13 protein-coding genes are annotated in these 17,132 nt (G+C 47.0%); 10 read left to right on the forward strand and 3 right to left on the reverse strand.

Features of this window, described 5'->3' with window-relative positions; translation table 11 throughout:
• Positions 1-46: 46 nt before the first annotated feature.
• The gene (gene tyrS / locus R2S67_RS13220) at positions 47-1,306 is read left to right on the forward strand and encodes a tyrosine--tRNA ligase (protein WP_258644543.1); all 1,260 of its coding nucleotides are present in this window, start codon (positions 47-49) and stop codon (positions 1,304-1,306) included.
• A gap of 78 nt (positions 1,307-1,384) precedes the next feature.
• On the opposite strand, the gene R2S67_RS13225 is transcribed toward tyrS, so the two are convergent.
• A complete protein-coding gene (locus R2S67_RS13225; RefSeq protein WP_181869521.1) occupies positions 1,385-1,744 on the reverse strand; it encodes a DUF6559 family protein in 360 nt (119 codons plus the stop codon).
• Positions 1,745-1,856: 112 nt separating this feature from the next.
• Between R2S67_RS13225 and R2S67_RS13230 the strand changes: the two genes are divergently transcribed.
• The 5 genes from R2S67_RS13230 (at position 1,857) to R2S67_RS13250 (ending at position 8,937) form a co-directional block, all read left to right on the forward strand.
• A complete protein-coding gene (locus R2S67_RS13230) occupies positions 1,857-2,738 on the forward strand; it encodes a LysR family transcriptional regulator (protein WP_005392703.1) in 882 nt (293 codons plus the stop codon).
• 104 nt (positions 2,739-2,842) lie between these two features.
• Entirely contained in the window at positions 2,843-3,925 is a 1,083-nt protein-coding gene (locus R2S67_RS13235; RefSeq protein ID WP_317344966.1) for an efflux RND transporter periplasmic adaptor subunit, read from the forward strand.
• Positions 3,926-3,935: 10 nt separating this feature from the next.
• Positions 3,936-6,998 (forward strand): efflux RND transporter permease subunit, encoded by a 3,063-nt coding sequence (locus R2S67_RS13240; RefSeq protein WP_317344967.1) that lies wholly within the window; start codon positions 3,936-3,938, stop codon positions 6,996-6,998.
• Positions 6,995-8,497: an efflux transporter outer membrane subunit gene (locus R2S67_RS13245; protein WP_317344968.1), complete on the forward strand. Its 1,503-nt coding sequence runs from the start codon at positions 6,995-6,997 to the stop codon at positions 8,495-8,497. The genes R2S67_RS13240 and R2S67_RS13245 overlap by 4 nt, the downstream gene beginning before the upstream one ends.
• A gap of 185 nt (positions 8,498-8,682) precedes the next feature.
• Entirely contained in the window at positions 8,683-8,937 is a 255-nt protein-coding gene (locus R2S67_RS13250) for a hypothetical protein (protein WP_046875806.1), read from the forward strand.
• 100 nt (positions 8,938-9,037) lie between these two features.
• Here R2S67_RS13250 and R2S67_RS13255 read toward each other — a convergent pair whose 3' ends face one another.
• Complete coding sequence (locus R2S67_RS13255) at positions 9,038-11,446, reverse strand: beta-mannosidase (RefSeq protein WP_317344969.1); 2,409 nt, start codon at positions 11,444-11,446, stop codon at positions 9,038-9,040.
• Between the two features lie 304 nt (positions 11,447-11,750).
• On the opposite strand from R2S67_RS13255, the gene R2S67_RS13260 reads away from it, so the two are divergent.
• Positions 11,751-13,337 carry a BCCT family transporter gene (locus R2S67_RS13260; RefSeq protein WP_005392697.1) on the forward strand — a complete coding sequence of 529 codons (1,587 nt, stop codon included), beginning with the start codon at positions 11,751-11,753 and terminating at the stop codon, positions 13,335-13,337.
• A gap of 62 nt (positions 13,338-13,399) precedes the next feature.
• Here the strand turns inward: R2S67_RS13260 and R2S67_RS13265 are convergent, their stop codons facing one another.
• Positions 13,400-14,128 carry a UTRA domain-containing protein gene (locus R2S67_RS13265; RefSeq protein ID WP_074189836.1) on the reverse strand — a complete coding sequence of 243 codons (729 nt, stop codon included), beginning with the start codon at positions 14,126-14,128 and terminating at the stop codon, positions 13,400-13,402.
• 210 nt (positions 14,129-14,338) lie between these two features.
• Here R2S67_RS13265 and R2S67_RS13270 point away from each other — a divergent pair, with 210 nt between their 5' ends.
• Genes R2S67_RS13270 through R2S67_RS13280 form a run of 3 tightly spaced genes read left to right on the forward strand, consistent with a single transcriptional unit; the run spans position 14,339 to position 17,130 of the window.
• Positions 14,339-15,406 carry an ABC transporter substrate-binding protein gene (locus tag R2S67_RS13270; RefSeq protein ID WP_005392695.1) on the forward strand — a complete coding sequence of 356 codons (1,068 nt, stop codon included), beginning with the start codon at positions 14,339-14,341 and terminating at the stop codon, positions 15,404-15,406.
• A 12-nt stretch (positions 15,407-15,418) separates the two neighbouring features.
• Positions 15,419-16,243 (forward strand): alkaline phosphatase family protein, encoded by an 825-nt coding sequence (locus tag R2S67_RS13275; RefSeq protein ID WP_046873802.1) that lies wholly within the window; start codon positions 15,419-15,421, stop codon positions 16,241-16,243.
• A complete protein-coding gene (locus tag R2S67_RS13280; protein ID WP_085343277.1) occupies positions 16,240-17,130 on the forward strand; it encodes an ABC transporter permease in 891 nt (296 codons plus the stop codon). The genes R2S67_RS13275 and R2S67_RS13280 overlap by 4 nt, the downstream gene beginning before the upstream one ends.
• The last annotated feature ends 2 nt before the right edge of the window (positions 17,131-17,132 follow it).

Here is a 17,132-nt window from a genome sequence, read left to right on the forward strand (position 1 = left end):
TCGCGTTTTAGTCTGAATACAACAACCACTAAGACAGACAAAAAGAATGACGACACCATTACTGCAAGATTTACAAGATCGTGGCTTGATCGCACAAGCCAGCGATTTGGAAGAAATTCAGACACTTCTCTCACAGCCACAAACCGTTTACTGCGGCTTCGATCCTACAGCAGGCAGCTTGCACATCGGCCACCTCGTGCCTTTGATTATGCTTAAGCGCTTTCAAGATGCCGGACACCAGGCTATAGCCTTGATTGGCGGTGCAACGGGCATGATTGGCGACCCAAGCTTTAAAGCGACCGAGCGCAGTCTGAATTCTTCAGAAATCGTCTCAGGTTGGGTTAACGATCTTTCTAATCAAATTCAGCAGTTGATGAATCACCAACTGACCAAGCCAATGATCATGGTGAACAATGCTGACTGGATGAAAGCGATCAACGTCATCGACTTCTTCCGTGATGTAGGTAAGCACTTCTCGATCAATACTATGATCAACCGAGAATCGGTAAAACAACGCCTGCAACGACCTGACCAAGGTATCTCCTTCACCGAATTTAGCTACGCTCTGCTGCAATCGTACGATTTTGCCGAGCTAAACCGTCAATACGGTTGCCGTCTGCAAATCGGTGGCAATGACCAATGGGGAAACATCGTCAGCGGGATCGATTTAACTCGTCGCCAAAATGGTGAGCAAGTATTTGGCTTAACTCTGCCGCTGATCACCAAATCCGATGGCACCAAATTTGGCAAAACCGAAGGCGGCGCAGTGTGGCTAGATCCTAGCAAAACCTCGCCTTACGCCTTCTACCAGTTCTGGCTTGGCGCAGAAGACGCCGACGTTTACCACTTCTTGCGTTACTACACGTTCTTGAGCTGCGAAGAAATTGCCAGCATTGAAGCGCAAGACCAAGTAAGCCAAGGCAAGCCACAAGCACAACGTATTCTCGCTGAAGAAATGACGCGATTTGTGCATGGCGAAGACGGCCTATCTAGTGCCGAGCGCATCACTCAAGCACTGTTCAGCGGTAATGTGCAACAACTGAGTTTGGGTGAATTAAAACAGTTGGAGTTAGATGGTTTACCAAGCATTGAGAGCACACAACAAGATTTGGTTGAGCTATTGATTGAGTCGGGCTTAGCAAGCTCGAAACGTGTTGCGCGCGAACACATCAGCAACAACGCCATCAGTGTAAACGGTGAAAAAGTGTCGGCTGATAACCCGAGTTTAAGCTTCCCACTGTTTGACCAATACTGGTTACTGCAACGTGGTAAAAAGCACTTCTGCCTCGTAAAGCGTGCCGCTTAACAAAGCATCGGAGTGACACCTCACAAGGCAAATTGATATAGCGAGTTAACTGACAAGACGGTATAAGGTTAGCTCGCTCTAGTATCGGCTGTGCATACCAAAATGATGAGACATTCCATCTTCCATTCGGCCGCCTTTCCAGCCACCAGCACCGAATAAATTAAGCACATCTTGAGCGGTATAATCGGCACCAGCAAAGAAGTCATTCGCCACATCAGAGCGGATGGCTTGCAACTCTGGTTGATTTTCCAAATCAAGATCTTGCGGATTCGCGAACAGCGCCAACGCAATTTTTTGTTGGCACGAGCTTAACTCGCTGGTGCTCGTCTTTACCTGACCGACGGAAAAGTACTCACGACTGCCGTATCCCACCACCAATCTGGTACTCATTAGCTTAATCACTTTCTTAATGCGGCGACGTTGTATAAATCTCAACATGTTGAAGCCCTTATTTATATTTCGATAATTAATAATAAGTTTTGTATACCACACATCAATACTCTAGAGTGTCAGGGTTTAGCACGGCGCTCAAAGAGTATGGAGTTCAAGAGTGAAAATTGACGATCTAAAACTGTTCACCAAAGTCGTCCAACTTGGTAGCTTTACAGCGGCAGCCAATGCTTTGGACCTGCCACGAGCAAATGTTAGCCGACGCATTGGAGAACTGGAACGTTACCTCGGAACGCAACTTTTTCACCGCACCACTCGCAGCCTTTCGCTGACAAACAAAGGCGATGCCTACTACCAAGATCTGCAAAAAGTGCTCACCTTGCTTGATTCGGCAAACCAGCAAGCCAGTAACGAAAGCATCGAGGTCAGAGGCAAAATCAAACTTGGCCTTCTGCCAGAAACCTATGAACCTCTTCAACCCATTTTGTTTGAATTTCAGGATCAATACCCGCAGGTTGAGCTCGACATTCGCAATATCAACAATGGCTTTATTGATATGTTTCAGCAGGGGTTGGACATCGCGCTGCACGGCGGCATGCTGTTTGATTCAGACATTGTCGCCAGAAAGATCTTAACGCTAGACCGATGTGTCGTTGCCTCACCGAACTATCTTCAAACTCACGGCACGCCCGCTACATTAGAAGAGTTGAGTGATCATCAGTGCATTTGTTTTCGTTGGCCAAATGGCAATGTCGACAACCTTTGGCACTTTCAGGAACAAAACGTAGCGCTCAAACCGAAACTCATTTCCAACAACATCGGCTTTATCAAAAGCTCCACAGTGCTTGACCGCGGCATCAGTTATATCCCAAAACTGTTGGTAAAAAATGAGCTCGAATCCGGTGCATTGGTGCAAGTATTGTCTCAATATGCCGTCACAGAAGAAACGGGGTGGTTACTCTACCCTAAGCCGAAAACGCTGAACCAAGCTAGCCGGTTACTTATTGAACATTTGTGCAATAAAATCCCAAAACTTTTGTAGCTTGCATTTATTGTCATAAAATTCGTGACATTGAATCATGCGTACGCATGATTATCTGAACATCTGTGAATTATAAGATGGCGCCGAAATTATGGAGCCATCTTATGAATCATCAAATTAAAACCGCCGCGCTGAGCACTATCGCGCTCTCTCTACTCGGCTGTAATCAAACTCAACCTCAGGTTGAGGAGCCTAGCGCATCCAGACCCGTTCAAGTGATTGAAGTCAACGAAAGGAATGAAGAACTCAACAAATCATTCAGCGGGATCGTAAAAGCAAAAGAAACCGCCTCACTCTCTTTTCGTGTACCCGGCACCGTGGAAAGCGTGTTCGTAAATAAAGGCAGCGTGGTAGAAAAAGGCCAAGTCATTGCCACGCTGGACAAGCACGATTACCAAGTCTCACTAGAAGAATTACAAGCGCGCATGTTAGAAGCGCAATCAGCCCACAAACTCGCGAAAGCCGAGTTAAAGCGCGTAAAACAAGCGACTTCTGATGATGCCATTGCCAGCGTAAACTTAGACCGAGCCATCAGCAGCTACGAACGTAGCCTCTCTGCCGTCAAAGTGGTTGAGAAAAACATCCAACGTGCAAAAGATGCCCTGCGTTACACCACTCTACGTGCACCATTCACTGGCATTGTTGCCGACGTTTCTGTTGATCCACATGAACAAACCTTGCCGGGCGGCAGTGTTGTGTCAATTCAGCAAGAAGGCAGCTGGGAAGTCGACATCGACGTGCCGGAAAATATGATTGCGCAATTCGCACTAGGTCAGCCAGCATCGTTGACTTGGTATGATTCGGAGCAATCCTACCGAGCAACCGTGGCAGAAATCGCGCCGAAGAAGCACCTGCTCAAACAAACCTATACCGTCACGCTAGACATCGATTCGATTTCCAGTGCGCTATTCAACGGTAAAGCAGTCACGGTTAATACCGCGCTCAACACCAGTCACTCAAGCCATTGCTTTCCTTACTCTGCAATTTTGGGTGAGAAACAAACTCTGCACGTGAATGTGGTTCGTGATGCGGTTATTCATTCAGAGCCGGTCAAGCTTGACTCTATCGACGCATACCAAGCGTGTGTGACCGGAAGTTTTGAGCAAGGCGATTACGTGGTGATCAGCGGTAGCCATTATCTGAGCGAGGGCGATGCCGCCCCAAACCTGACCATCAAGACGTTGTAGGTGCGAATCCATGATCAATTTAGCTGAATTCGCGATTCGCCAACGTAAGTTCGTTCTGTTCTTTATCGTATTGAGCGTGATCGCTGGCATCTATTCTTACTTCGACTTAGGCAAGTTAGAAGACCCGAGCTTTACGGTAAAAACTGCGGTAGTCGTGACCCTTTATCCGGGTGCATCTGCCGAAGAAGTCGAACACCAAGTCACCGATACCGTTGAAACCAAATTGCAGGAAATGGCGGAGTTGGATCGCTTGCGCTCATTGTCTCGTCCCGGTTTGTCTATGGTCTTTGTTGACCTCAAAGAGAGCCTTAATTCCAAAGCACTTCCGCAGGAATGGGACTTATTGAGACGCAAAGTAGACGATGTAAAACTGCAGTTGCCTTCCAGCGCGCAGATCAGCGTAGTGCAAGACGAGTTCTCTGAAGTCTACGGCATGCTTTTCTCTATCTACAGCACAGATGCTGCACCAGAAGAGTTGCGTCGCTACGCCGAAGAGCTGCAACGCCAAATCAAAGCCGTCGACGGCATCAAAAAGATCGAGCTACACGGCGTTCAACCTCGCGTTGTACATATCGATATGCCAGATGAGCGCTTGGCTCAATATGGTTTGTCGATCGCACAAGTTTGGAACCAACTGAGCACACAAAACAGCACGTTCGAAGCGGGAAAATTCGATGCAGGTACAGAGCGTATTCGTATTGCGCAAACCAGTGAGTTTCAGTCTCTAGAAGACATTCGCAATTTAATCATCAATGGTGGCACCGGCGAGTTTGGCTCGGGGTTGATTCGTCTTGGTGACATCGCCGATATCACCATGGGTTATCAAACACCAGCATTGGCAGAAAACCGCTACAACGGAGAGCCCGCTGTAACTTTGGCGGTGAGCCCAGTTCAAGGCATTAACGTGGTGTCACTTGGCGATACGATTCAAGACATCATCGCTAACTACCAAGCAACGCTGCCGTTGGGTGTCGACATCTCGACCGTTGCTTATCAACCTGAAGAAGTACAAAAGTCTATCGACGACTTTGTTGGCAACCTGCTTGAAAGTGTCGCGATTGTGTTTGTGGTGTTGTTGGTCTTCATGGGTTTTAAGAGTGCGACCATCGTTGGCGCAAGCTTGCTCCTGACGATTTTGCTCACGCTTGTATACATGAACATCGCCAGCATCGATTTGCACCGTGTCTCGCTAGGTACGTTTATTCTCGCATTGGGCATGTTGGTGGATAACGCCATTGTGATCACCGATATGATGATCGCCAAGCTCAACAAAGGTATCGAGCGAACTCGCGCCGCGATTGATTCCGTCAAAGAAACCGCTGTGCCACTTTTAGGCGCAACAATCATCGCGATTATGGGCGCAAGCCCAGTGTTGTTCTCCAAAACCGACTCTGCCGAGTTTGCGAGCTCTGTGTTCTACATTGTGGCATCGTCACTGTTGCTTTCATGGATCGTCGCGATGACGTTTACGGTATTAATGGCGTGGATGTTCATCAAGCCAAAAGCTAACAGCGAAGAGACCAAACCGAGCCGTTATAAACAGTTGGTATTCTGGACGGTGGACAACCCGCGTAAAGCATTAGCCGCTTTGGTTCCGTTGATTTTAGTCACCGCCGTGGCAATCCCGTATGTGGCCGTGAACTTTATTCCTCAGTCGGATCGCTCAATTGTGTTTCTCGATTACTGGCTACCCAATGGTGCCAAGATTGAACAAACCTCGGCAGACATGCGCAAAGTTGAAGAATGGTTGGTCGCACAACCAGAAGTGGAAAGTATCTCTAGCTATGTCGGCACCAGTGCACCTCGCTTCTCGGTAACGGTAGAGCCTGAGCCGCTCGACCCTGCTTACGGGCAGATTCTGATCAACACCAAAGACTACGAGAGCATCAGTTACTTGGTGACGCGTGGTGATGATTGGCTGAAAGAGGCGTTTCCGGATGCCGAACCTCGCTTCCGAGCACTGAAGTTGGCAACCAAAGATAAGTTCGCGGTTGAGGTGCGTTTTTCTGGTCCGGATGAAACCGTATTACATCAACTAGCGGCGGAAGCGAAAACGATTTTTGCTTCAAACCCTGATGCAAAATACATTCGCGATGATTGGCGCCAAGAAAGCAAAGTGCTCAAGCCGATTCTAAACCAAGACAAAATGCGTCAAGCAGGCATTAACCGCGCCGATGTCGCTTTCGCGCTAAAACGTGCATCAGACGGCATGCCGCTCGGACAAATGAACCTGAATGATGAGCTGATTCCAATTCAGTTACGTGGCACATCGCAAAACATGGCGTCACTAGAAACGCTACCTGTGCGCTCGCTACTTGGCTTTAACAGCGTTCCGCTTGGTCAAGTGGTGGATGGATTCGAACTGGTTACCGAAGAGAGCATGATTTGGCGACGAGACCGCGTGAAAACCATCACGGTTCAAGCGGGTGTGAGCCGAGACTCCACACCAGCGAACGTTAGGAATGCCATTAAAGATCAGGTTGAAGCTATCCAACTTCCTGCGGGTTACAGAATGGAATGGGGCGGCGAATATTACGATGAAGACAAAGCGGTCACCGACATCATGAAGCAGCAACCAAAAGCAATGCTGATCATGGTGATCATCCTAGTCGCGATGTTCAACGGCTTTAAGCAGCCAATCATCATCCTCGCAACGCTACCACTGGCGGCATCAGGGGCCGTGTTTGCTCTGCTTGGATTCGATAAACCATTTGGCTTTATGGCGCTGATCGGAGCTATCACACTGACCGGGATGATCATCAAAAATGGCATCGTACTAATGGATCAAATTGAGCTCGAACGCACAAATGGCAAGAGCTTGTCTGACGCGATCAAAGAAGCCACGGTCAACCGTACTATGGCCATTTCTATGGGTGCGTTAACGACCGCGCTCGGCATGATCCCGCTGCTGTCAGATCTGCTGTTTGACCAAATGGCGGCAACCATCATCGGAGGCTTGGCAGCCGCAACCATATTGTCACTGTTTGTCATGCCTGCGCTGTATCGCCTTGCTTACAAAGAAAAAGCACCATCCACACAAACCAACGCTGAGCTAGAGGAGGCGTCATCGTGAAAAAATTCATTCTTACGCCTGTCGTTCTAGCCCTAAGTTTAGCGGGCTGTGCAGTGGGGCCAGACTACCAAGCACCGACCACCAGCATGGCAGAAACCTACTTGAACGCCGAAAATGCAGGGTTGAGTACCGATTCACAACACGTTGAGTTTTGGTGGACTAAGTTTCACGATCCGGTGTTGAATCAAATGGTTCAAGACATGCAGAGCCAAAACATTCCGCTGAAAGTGGCGGCCGAACGGGTGAAAATGGCCAACAACTATAAAACCATGGTGGAGTCATTCAAGGTGCCGACAATTAATCTCGGTGCGGGTTACATGAACTATCAGTTCAGTAAAAATGACTCTTCACTCGGTCCAATATTGAATCCACTCAGTGATTCCGTGTCGGGTCTACCACCTCAAATTGGTAACGTCACCCTAATGGATAATCAGCACGATGGTGTATTTGCAGGCGCGAGTATCGCTTGGGAGGCTGATCTGTTTGGGCGCATCGACCGCCAAGCGAACGCGGCGCAAATTCGTCTCGAACAAGCTCAGATTTATCAAAACGGCTTGAACACGGTGATCACGGCTGATTTGATTCATAACTACTTGCAATACCTAGGCGCAAGCGAACGCCTTGAGTTAGCAAAGTCGAACTTAGAAGATCAACGACGCACACTCGACCTCGTCGAGAAAGTCGTGCGCAGCGGCTACGGTTCTGCTCTCGATTTAGCCCAAGCGAAGGCCACTCTTGCGGCGATGGAATCGCTCGTTCCGCAGTTAGAGATTGCCCAACAAGCGCACAAACATCGTTTAGCAGTATTGCTTGGTGAGCCGCTAACGCAAGTCGAAATTCGCCTGTCTAAGCAGCATAGTGTACCTGTCATGCAGGACATGGTGCCGGTCGGTTTACCTTCCGATTTACTTAAACGTCGTACCGATATTCGCTTAGCCGAGCGCGAAATGGCCGCGCTCAATGAAGAGTTAGCAGCAAGCGTTGCTGATCAATATCCGAAGTTCTTTTTGACGGGCGCTCCGGGGTTGTCGGCGTCAAGCTTTGACGATCTTTTCAGTAGCGATTCTTTCGGTTGGATGGGCGCGGCAGGCGTAAGCTGGAACTTGTTCGATGGGGGGCGTGGCGAGGCAATTGAAGCCATCAACCAAGCGCGTTTTGATTCGGCGACATTGTCTTATCAACATACGGTCGAGGCGGCTTTGGCAGAAACCGAATCCACGCTGTTTGCTTATGGTCGCAGCCAAGAAAATCAGCGCCGAATCGATGAGGCATTGAAAGCCACCAATAACGCCGTCAACAAAGCCAAGTCACTGTACCGAGCTGGCTTGATTGATCACTTATCGGTTTTAGATGCGCAACGTCAGCAACGCATGATGCAAGATCAGCGAGTCGCGGCAAAGTTACAAACCGCACAAGCTACGATTGCGCTCTACAAATCGCTTGGTGGTGATTGGACGCTACAACCAGAAGCACAACCCGACACGAATGCCAAAGGTTAGGTTTCTTACAAGCCTCACACCTTTGCGTCATAACGGATGCCGTTAAATCGGTTAAAAAGAGGCCACTTAGATGGCCTCTTAGTTTGTGAGGCAAATATTTCTACCACCTATACCCTCTCTCGGTTGTATAATGCATGCTCTGAAATATTTTGTTACGTTACCTCGGTAACACCTGAGATTACAACATGAACAACAGCAGATGGGTCGGCTTTATAGGCGGCACGATTGTCTTACTTAGTACCTTTATCCTCTTCGGATCTTCCGTCCACGCTGCTTGGTACCGAATCCCTGCGGAGGCCATTCATGGTATCGCCTTCACTCTGGCTTTTGGTTTAGGGTTAAACAGCCTACTGGCGTACGCTACGGCAATGCTTACTCTCGCAGCGCTATTCTACATAGGTTTTGTTGTTGGCTACCGTATTCATCAGAAACTTAAATAACCTTCTGTCTCAACCTGAGCTTAATAACGGATACTTGATAACTAAAAAGGGAGCAAAGGCCCCTTCTCAGATATCAGCATATAGATGTTCTATGCCCGTTTTAATCATTAAGGTGGTATACCCTCAACGACTGTTGCATGCCTAAAACATCATCACCTAAATACTCAACCGTCATTGGAACGTTGGCCAATAGAGTAAAACTGGAGTCACTGAACCTTCCATCAACATCACTTTCCAAATGAACAAAAAACGCAGGCTTATCCGCAACCAATGTAATTTGGCTTCCTTCAATAGAGACATCAATATTGGCTTTTGCCATAGGCAAAGTTTTCAGCTCATGAGTGCAAAACCATGTGTTGCTTATTCTGTCTTCACCGATTTGCGCTTCAACATAGAAGAAGCCTGACGTAAGCTCATCCTTCTCAACCGATTCATCCAATTGCCACAAAATCGTATTGCTGTCTGCTATGACCGTTTGTTCTAAGCTCCAACATTGCTTTTCTTCCCCTTGCCAATCTACCCACTTGAGCAGTGCGTTGACGCTTGCGGGCTCTTTGGCATCATTGAGCAAATGCAGGCTCAACTTGCCTGTATGCTCGGAAAATACCAAATACTGCGGCGCAAAAAAGCGTTTTGCATGGTAGTGCAACTGCTTCCAGCGACCACTGTATTCCAAGCTAGACCAAGAACTGACAGGCCAGTTGTCGTTGAGTTGCCAGTACAGCATGCCGCGACAAACTGGAGAAATGGCACGCCAATGATCGCACGCAGTTTTGATCGCGATTGCCTGCTGAACTTGGCTTAAATACAGCATGTTCTCGAATCCAGAGGGAAAACGGAAATAACGCGTGAACATCTCTGTGATGATACTGTTACCACGAGGATTCTTCTGATGTTGTTCAAAGGTTAGGGACGTGATATTCCAATCTTGCTCCGGGACAAACTGCTTAACTTCTGCAAAACATGGCCAAGATTGAAAACCAAACTCAGAGCAAAAACGAGGATTCACGTCAAGGTAGGCATTGAATGATTTTCCTGAATGCCAAACGTCCCAAAAGTGCATATCACCTTTACTATCATCATGCCACGCGTCACCGAAATCCAGTTCACCATTACACGGGGAACTTGGCCAGAAACGACGAGCGCTATCTTGTTCGGTAATCACCTGCTCAATCATGCGGTTGAGGCGATCGTAGTTAACCGTGTATTTGACTTTGTTGTGCTTGGATTCTTCATACCAACCAATGGCACCAATCACTTCATTGTCACCACACCAAAGTGCGATTGATGGGTGCTCTTTAAGCCTCGATATTTGGTATCGAAGCTCACCTTCGACCTCTTTTAAGAAGACATTATCAGATGGGTACAGTGAACATGCGAACATCATGTCTTGCCATACTAACAAGCCGAGCTCATCACACAGATTGTAAAAGATCTCACTTTCGTACTGACCTCCCCCCCATACACGTATCATATTCATGTTGGCGTCAACCGCACTTTGCAAAAGGTTGCGATAACGTGTTTCGCACTCTCGCCCCGGCATTGCGTCAATAGGGATCCAGTTGGCGCCTTTGGCATTAATTGGTACGCCATTGACGATAAATTCCATCGCAGAGCCATGTTCATCAGCTTGGTTATTTAGGGTTAACTGACGCAAACCAACGTTGCGCGTTAACTTTTGCTCTCTGCAAGAAATGGTAATGGGGTAAAGATAAGCTTCACCATAACCCGATGGCCACCAGCGTTTAGGCTCCGAAATGTGGAACTGGCAATGATAGTGACCACTTCCTTTTGTTTGAATGCATTGACGCTCGCCATTAAATTCAACCATCATTTCATGGCGTTGACTGTCCGTTTCAACTTCAACTACTACATCAAGAAACACACTCCCATCGGCTTGCCAATGCTGCTCTGTCGAAAAGCCTTTGAGCCAAAGCTCATTCACAATGTCGATTTGAATGGGGTCGTAAATACCCGATACCATCAAGCAAATGCCCCAATCCCATCCGGAATGACATTGCGTTTTTCGGATCAAATTCATGTGCGGAATTTGATTATTTCCCATTGCGGAAGGGATTGGGAAAGGCAATTTTTTAGCACGTTCCACACCTTCTATATCGACTCTTGCGAATTGAACAAGAACAGTATTTATGCCCTGTTTTAAATAAGGTTTGATATCAACTCGTTGTTGAGTAAACATGTTGCTGCAAGTTAGTGCTAACTCACCATTAATATAGAAGGTTGCCAAGGTATCGACACGAGTTAGCGTCATCCAAACTTGCTTGGCAGACAACGTAAACGCGTCGACTTCAAACTCACGCGAGATATGCCACTCACACTCTTCAATCCAACGAACTTTGTTTTCATTATCGGCAAAATAAGGATCCGGAATGCGCTCTGCTTGTAAAAGCGCCGAAATATTATCGCCCGGAATAGACATTGGAATTTCAATATCGGGACGCTGTGGCGAGGTAAGTAACCACGGTCCATTAAGTTCGAAGTGAGCCATTGAGTAAACCTCAGTTTGGAGAAGAAACATGTTTGCTCAATGTAATCCTGAGTAATCCATGCAAAAACAAGGGAAATGTTATTTACATATGAAATGCGGTGCACTTCACGTAAAAACACTTTCCTTTGATCTCTACCCAAAAATCAGCAACTTGGCTAACCTGTTAAAAATTAATCGAAATCTAAGGTTATATTTGCAACTTCGACATGTTAACATCACCGGCTTTTTGAACATCCTCACACTTTTCGTCGAAACGATGTGAGGGGAAATGCACGGCTTCATAGCCCTAAAAAGCGAAGTAATTATGTCAAATATGACGAATGCCGCCTCCCACACAGCGCCTATTCAGGATGCTGACTATTCTGCTATTCATCCCCCATCTCTGCTCAAGCGCCTCGAACTCACCAATCCTGTCTTTTGGTTAAGTGGTAGCTTCCTCACTCTATTCGTTTTACTTGCCCTAACGAATACCGACTCTCTAACCGCAATGGTTAACACCGGCTTCGGCTTTGCTACTAAATATTTCGGAGCTTACTGGCAAGTACTGCTTCTTCTGAATTTCCTTATTGGTTTGGCTCTTGCGTTTGGTCGCACTGGTTATGTGCGTCTAGGTGGTCTAGCGAAACCTGATATTGATAACTTTAAGTGGTTGTCAATTGTACTCTGTACCCTACTTGCAGGTGGTGGTGTGTTCTGGGCCGCTGCTGAGCCTATCGCGCACTTTGTGACTGCCCCACCTTTATACGGTGAAGCTTCACCGAAAACTGCCGCAATCAATGCTCTATCTCAGTCTTTTATGCACTGGGGCTTCTTAGCTTGGGCGATCCTTGGTGGTTTATCTTCCATTGTCTTAATGCACTTGCATTACGATAAAGGCCTGCCTCTTAAGCCGCGTACTCTGCTTTACCCTGTGTTTGGCGATAAAGCCATTAAAGGCTGGATTGGTGATGTTGCTGACGCATGTAGCATTATTGCCGTAGCAGCAGGAACAATCGGCCCTATCGGCTTCTTAGGTTTACAAATTAGCTACGCGCTAAACTCATTGTTTGGCCTGCCAGATACTTTCGTAACGCAAAGCATGGTTATCATGGCAGCGATCCTGATGTATACCCTTTCCGCACTAAGCGGTTTGAGCAAAGGTATTCAAATCGTCAGTCGTTACAACATTATTTTGTCTGTGCTGTTAATTGGTTACATCCTGTTCTTTGGACCGACAAGCTTTATTGTTGATGGCTACGTACAAGGCGTTGGTCGCATGGTAGATAACTTCTTCCCAATGGCGCTTTACCGTGGAGATACGGGCTGGCTAAGCTGGTGGACAGTATTCTTCTGGGGTTGGTTTATCGGTTATGGCCCAATGATGGCGATCTTTATTGCTCGTATCTCTCGTGGTCGTACAATTCGCCAACTGATTATGTCTATTAGCATCGCAGCACCGCTGATTACATGCTTCTGGTTTAGTATCGTTGGTGGCAGTGGCCTTGCGTTTGAACTTGATAACCCTGGTTTGATTTCATCTGCGTTTGAAGGCTTTAACTTGCCTGCAGCACTGCTAGCGATTACCGGTGAATTACCTTACCCAATGATCATTTCGGTTCTGTTCCTGATTTTAACGACAACATTTATCGTGACGACGGGTGACTCAATGACTTACACAATCAGTGTAGTAATGACGGGCTCAACAGAACCAAACGCAGTGATTCGCTCATTCTGGGGCTTGATGATGGGTATTGTCGCTATCGCGCTTATCTCAATGGGCTCTGGTGGTATTTCTGCATTGCAGTCTTTCATTGTAATTACCGCCGTGCCTGTGTCTTTCATTTTGCTGCCAAGCATTTGGAAAGCGCCTGGCATCGCAAGTAAAATGGCAAAAGAGCAAGGACTAGTTTAAACCGCCTCTCTAACCAATATGCGAAAAAGAGCCCTTCATTGGGCTCTTTTTAATTCTGCACTTTATCCTACGCTATCAATGCGAATCATCACTGCATCTGGACGCCAATACTCGAATTCGCAGTCCATTAATTTGCCATCTTGTTTGTAGTTTACTCGACGAATTTTCAGAACCGGCTGTCCTTCAGCCAAGTTCAACGCTTTAGCGACATGAGCAGGTGCTGACGTTGGAATCACATCAAAACGAGAGCGCTTTGTCTCGTAGCCATACTTCTCACGATAAATACCCGTCAGTGACATGATGAGGTTCTCGGACAATATACCTTCAAACAGTGCTGATTTGAGTATATTTTCAACAAACAATACCGCTCGCCCATCAATAAAACGTAACCGTTCAATCACATAAATTGGGGTAATTCGCTCAACCTCTAACGATTTTGCATACTCACCTGCGGCCATTTCACTTCGCACGTTGAGTAACTTGGTTTCTGCAATACGATGCTGCTCTCGAATCATCTGATGGAAGTGAGAACGAGACAACGGGTTGTAACAGATCCGCTCTGGAGATACGTACCAGCCACGACGCTCTTCTCGGTAGATCAGGCCTTCAGTTTCTAAAGACACCAATGCATCTTTGATAGTGATTCGAGTCGTAGAAAATAGCTCACTGAGCTCCCTTTCTGATGGCAGCTTTTGCCCTTCCGACATGATGCCGGAAAGAATCTGCTGCTTTAAGCTGCTTCTAATTTTTCCTAATTGGGTACCAAATTGGCTGGTGCCTGTCGCTCTCATTCTGATCTAGTCCAACGATAATTTGATGAACAACATAAGGCGTGTGCGTAACAAAAATATGACATTAATCAACAGAACACATACCGAGCGTATGAAATATAAGTGCCATAGAAATTAATAAAAACTGTCAAATTACTTGCGCTAAATCGTCACATTCCATCCATAGCATACAAAGCGAACTTACTGACCTAGTCCAGAAGGATGGAGACAATGAAAACTTTGCTAAGTCGTTCAATTACTGCACCAGCGGCAATCATCGCGGTAACGCTCGCAGCACCAACAGTAGCGAAAGAAGCCGATATTGAGTCATTGGTTACCGCAGCACAAAAAGAAGGGGCGGTTTACAGTGTAGGTATGCCTGACAGTTGGGCGAACTGGAAAGACACTTGGGCTGATTTAAAGTCAAACTACAACCTTAAGCACCAAGACACAGATATGAGCTCGGCTCAAGAAATCGCAAAATTCGAAGCTGAGAAGAAAAACGCGACCGCAGACATTGGTGACGTAGGCTTTGCCTTCGCACGTGTAGCGGTTAAAAAAGGCGTCACTCAGCCATATAAACCAACAACTTGGAATGACATTCCAGATTGGGCAAAAGACGAAGATGGTCATTGGGCACTTGCTTACACTGGCACTATTTCTTTTATCTCCAACAATAACCTCGTAAAAGACGCGCCAAAAACGTGGGATGACCTATTAAAAGGCGACTACAAAGTGACCGTAGGTGACGTCGGCGTAGCAGCACAGGCAAACAACGCGGTTCTCGCCGCAGCGTTCGCCAACGGTGGGGACGAATCCAACCTCAAGCCTGCGCTCAAGTTCTTTTCTGAACTCGCGAAGCAAGGTCGTCTTTCATTTACTGATCCGAACATCGCCAACCTAGAAAAAGGCGAAGTGGAAGTGGCGATCATGTGGGACTTCAATGCGTTGAACTATCGCGACAAAATTGACCGCGATCGCTTTACAGTGAGCATTCCTCAAGATGGCTCTGTGATTTCTGGTTATACAACCATAATCAATAAATATGCGAAGAACCCTAATGCAGCAAAACTTGCTCGTGAGTACATCTTCAGCGATCAAGGGCAAATCAACTTAGCAGAAGGTTATGCGCGTCCAATCCGCACCAACATCACACTGCCTCAAGCAGTGCAAGACAAGCTAATTGCTAACGACCAATACAGCAATGTTCACCCAGTGACTGACTTCTCAGCTTGGGAAAAGTCCGCGCGTAAGCTGCCACGTCAATGGCAAGAAAGTGTCTTAATCCACCAGCAATAAGAGTAAGTCGTTATGAGCAATAAGGTCATCCTTGTTGTTCTAGATGGACTGAACTATCAGGTAGCCCGTGATTGTATGGGCTACCTCAATGGTCTTCTAGAACAAAGTCGTTCCCAACAAGAAACTCGCGCAACGCTTTATCCTGTGCAATGTGAGCTGCCCTCTATGTCTCGCCCACTTTATGAGTGCATTTTAACGGGCGTTCGCCCTGTAGAAAGCGGCATCGTAAACAACAATATCGTTCGTCTATCCAAACACGATTCCATTTTCAGTTTGGCAAAAGCCCAAGGCAAAGTGACCGCTGCGGCTGCCTACCACTGGGTAAGTGAGCTTTATAATCGCGCGCCATTTGAACCTGTTCGCGATCGTTTCACGCATGATGAAACCCTGAATATCCAGCACGGCTGCTTTTACCATTGGGATCATTATCCTGATGAAGCCTTGTTCCTGGACGCAGAGTATTTACGTCGAAACTATCAACCTGATTTCTTACTGATCCACCCGATGAATATCGACGATACAGGACATAAGTTTGGCCTAGACTCTCGCCAATACCGCAATTGTGCGCGAGGTGCAGACATTATTCTTTCCAACTACATCGAACAATGGCTTGCTGATGGGTATCAAATCATTGTGACCAGCGATCATGGCATGAACAACGATCTTTCTCACGGTGGGATTTTACCTGAAGAGCGAGAAGTTCCTCTGTTTGTCATTGGCGATAAGTTTACCCATCAGGATTGTCATATTAAGCAAACTGATATTTGTGGCACCGTTTGTCAATTGCTAAACCTTGACCACACGAAGCCATACACTCAGGAATTGTTAGCACTATGAGCAGTTCTGTCCTCTCCCCAAGCTCTAGCGAATCTCGCTCAAATTTGGCAAGTACTTGGTTAAAGCGCTTTAAGCCAGCCATTTGGTTAGTGCCTTTCGCGCTGTTTTTCTACCTATTTCAACTCGCACCGATGATTTGGGTACTGTTAAACAGCTTTATCTACGATGGCGAGTTTGCCTTAGATAACTACATTGAAGTGCTCGACTCTGCCTTTATGATGCAGGCGTTTGGCAATAGCTTGTGGTTAGCGGTGTGGTCGAGCATTTTTGGCTTAGCCATTGCGACTTTGTTGGTCTCTTCTCTACGCAGAGTCGATTCTAAAGTCCGCGACGGTGTGATTGCGTTTACGAACATGAGCAGCAACTTTGCAGGCGTACCTCTGTCATTCGCTTTTATTATTATTTTAGGCACCAACGGGGCGATTACCCTTTTGCTCAAGCAGTATGGCTTACTCGGTGATTTCGACCTTTATGGTAAATGGGGCCTGCTGGCCATTTACATCTACTTCCAAATCCCACTGGCGGTGTTGTTGCTCTACCCTGCGTTCGACGCGTTGAGTGATGATTGGCAAGCAGCTGCTGCGCTACTGGGAGCCAAAACATCACAGTATTGGGCGAAAATCGCGCTGCCAGTGCTCTCACCGGCCTTATTCGGTACCTTTATTATCTTAATAGCCAACGCAATCGGCGCATATGCGAGTGTTTATGCGTTGACCTCCGGTAACTATAACGTCATCACAATTCGAATTGCGAGTCTGGTATCGGGAGATCTGTTCCTTGAACCTAATCTCGCCGCTGCAATTTCGGTGATTCTAATGGCGTTACTTGCCTTTATCACAGTGATTAACCAATGGCTCATTTCGAAAAGCTATGCAGGTAGGAAGTAGTC

This window comes from Vibrio sp. T13N (assembly GCF_032970445.1).
Taxonomy (GTDB): domain Bacteria; phylum Pseudomonadota; class Gammaproteobacteria; order Enterobacterales; family Vibrionaceae; genus Vibrio; species Vibrio diabolicus.

Coding starts and splice junctions, on each gene's coding strand:
- tyrS (WP_258644543.1), top strand. CDS start 47: ATGACGACACCATTACTGCAAGATTTACAAGATCGTGGCTTGATCGCA.
- R2S67_RS13225 (WP_181869521.1), bottom strand. CDS start 1,744: ATGTTGAGATTTATACAACGTCGCCGCATTAAGAAAGTGATTAAGCTA.
- R2S67_RS13235 (WP_317344966.1), top strand. CDS start 2,843: ATGAATCATCAAATTAAAACCGCCGCGCTGAGCACTATCGCGCTCTCT.
- R2S67_RS13240 (WP_317344967.1), top strand. CDS start 3,936: ATGATCAATTTAGCTGAATTCGCGATTCGCCAACGTAAGTTCGTTCTG.
- R2S67_RS13250 (WP_046875806.1), top strand. CDS start 8,683: ATGAACAACAGCAGATGGGTCGGCTTTATAGGCGGCACGATTGTCTTA.
- R2S67_RS13255 (WP_317344969.1), bottom strand. CDS start 11,446: ATGGCTCACTTCGAACTTAATGGACCGTGGTTACTTACCTCGCCACAG.
- R2S67_RS13260 (WP_005392697.1), top strand. CDS start 11,751: ATGTCAAATATGACGAATGCCGCCTCCCACACAGCGCCTATTCAGGAT.
- R2S67_RS13265 (WP_074189836.1), bottom strand. CDS start 14,128: ATGAGAGCGACAGGCACCAGCCAATTTGGTACCCAATTAGGAAAAATT.
- R2S67_RS13270 (WP_005392695.1), top strand. CDS start 14,339: ATGAAAACTTTGCTAAGTCGTTCAATTACTGCACCAGCGGCAATCATC.
- R2S67_RS13275 (WP_046873802.1), top strand. CDS start 15,419: ATGAGCAATAAGGTCATCCTTGTTGTTCTAGATGGACTGAACTATCAG.
- R2S67_RS13280 (WP_085343277.1), top strand. CDS start 16,240: ATGAGCAGTTCTGTCCTCTCCCCAAGCTCTAGCGAATCTCGCTCAAAT.